3 pseudogenes are annotated in these 1,905 nt (G+C 56.0%); 1 reads left to right on the forward strand and 2 read right to left on the reverse strand.

Features of this window, described 5'->3' with window-relative positions:
* Positions 1 to 274 precede the first annotated feature (274 nt).
* Positions 275 to 470, forward strand: a pseudogene (locus RBB44_RS25460) (IS21 family transposase); the annotation flags it as partial.
* A 33-nt stretch (positions 471 to 503) separates the two neighbouring features.
* Here RBB44_RS25460 and RBB44_RS25595 read toward each other — a convergent pair.
* A pseudogene (locus RBB44_RS25595) lies at positions 504 to 674 on the reverse strand (conjugal transfer protein TraH); the annotation flags it as partial.
* A 106-nt stretch (positions 675 to 780) separates the two neighbouring features.
* Positions 781 to 1,815 (reverse strand): annotated as a pseudogene (locus RBB44_RS25465) (conjugal transfer protein TraB); the annotation flags it as partial.
* Positions 1,816 to 1,905 lie beyond the last annotated feature (90 nt).

Here is a 1,905-nt window from a genome sequence, read left to right on the forward strand (position 1 = left end):
AACCATTCCTTACTCTCCTTCAAACACTCTAGAAGGAGCCGTCAAATTCGAAAGTGCGAAAAATCTTGTACGTTATCCTGGATTTCTTGGCGGAGTTGCCATGCTGTATTGCCACAATGAAGGCCTGACACAAGACCACACTTGATCACCCGTACATAAGGCACATAAGTTTTTTGCATTCCAGGTGGCAACCACACAAGCTGCGGGCGGCTCAAAAAGTCCTACACCCATTTCCCTTCTGCGATGACGGCAGGAGGGTTACGGGGTCTATACCGTGGAATTGCATTTGAGAGTCCGTCTTGCGTGCTCAGAAAGCATGGCGCAGCGCCAGGCGGCGAAGCATTTCAATATATCGCGCGACGCGGTTCGCAAGTTGCTATCTTACTCGACAACTTCCAAAGCTTGGTCCGTTTGTTTCCACAATCGATCCATGGCTCGATGGGGACATGAACATGTCGCGCAAACAGCGCGGTCCCATTCTTGATGTTGTTGCAGGTGTCGAACACGTCCGTCGTGACCTTTGACTTATCCGCGATGCCAATGCCAACGGGGTATTGCGTGAACCCTACGCGCACGACGGCTTTGCCGAGGTGATCCTGAACCAGTTTCATGGCCTCTTTCGAAGACTTAACTTGTCGAACCAGAAACGTTTTCGACCCGGCCCGAACGGTCACACTTAGCGGATCCTGCGAACCAACTGCTGCGATGAACTCTTCAAGGATGGCAGGTGTTTAGGAGGGGTAGGTATATTTTCCAATCAGATCAGCATCCATCCTGGTTTCACTCATTCACCGCCATCACGAGCGGCACATCAAACAGCTTCCCCCATGCTGTGACGCTGGCCCGTTGAATGTCGGTGATGTTGCTGTCCCCCGTCCACCATCCGTTGCTGATCGCAACGATGACCTTTGACCCCATGGCCATGGATTGCAGAACAGGCCAAATGATAAGCTTCTCATAGCAAATCAGCGGCGCAACGCGCGTCCCGGCAACTGGCGCAATTGGATTGTCGAAGAAATAGGCATTCGCGCCCCCGCCATCGCCCGTGAGCTGCCGCCAAGGCTGCCACATCGAGATCGGAACCGGCATGCGCTCACGGTAGAGAATTCGCACTCCGTTTCCGGAGATCTCCACCAGCACCGTGTCATAGCCGTCTCGATGGATGATTGTGGCGCCCCCAACCACCGTCACCGGTAAATTGGACAAGGCGTCGGTCCAAAGCCTCTCGGTGGTCGGGGTCCATAAACCTAACGCACTCTCTGGCAGAACGATGACGTTCGAACCCTGCCCGGCCGCTTTGCGAACCAGGGCAATGGTCTCCAGCTGCTGCGCATACCCAGCATGCTGTCCAGCTCCTTCGTGGCGGAAAGTCGTGTTGATGCCGGTCCAGCCCTCACTTACCCTCGGCTCGGTCCACACTGCCGCGGACCAGGCAGCAAGCCCCGTGACGACGGGAACCGCGATCCGCCAAAGGTTTGTCGTCATGGCAAGCAACAGGATCGCGGTTGCTGCCAGCCCGAACCAACCCCATCCTGTAAAGAGCACGCCAGCTGCTGTGATCGGACTGGCCCACCCCATGATGCCAAGGGGCGGCAGGCTCATCAGAACAGTTGCACTAAAATAGCGCAGCGCGCGCGGTCTCCCGGATGTTCGGGTCCAAAGCACTGAATGAACGGCAACAAAAACAAACGATGCCGCGGCCCAAAGCCCGAGGCCAATTGCATATTGAGATCCAAAGAAGAGACTGGCGCCCTGCGGCAAGCCGCGTGATGCTCCCAAAAAATGGCCAGCTGCCACCAACGCGGCAACTTTTCTGGATGGCGCATAAGAGTGCTGTCACGTTGTTTGAGGTTTAGGCGCGCGACAGTCGCCAGCTGTTTTCACGCAATCTGTCCGGCCGCAAGC

This window comes from Roseibium sp. MMSF_3247 (assembly GCF_030733765.1).
Classification (GTDB): Bacteria; Pseudomonadota; Alphaproteobacteria; order Rhizobiales; family Stappiaceae; genus Roseibium.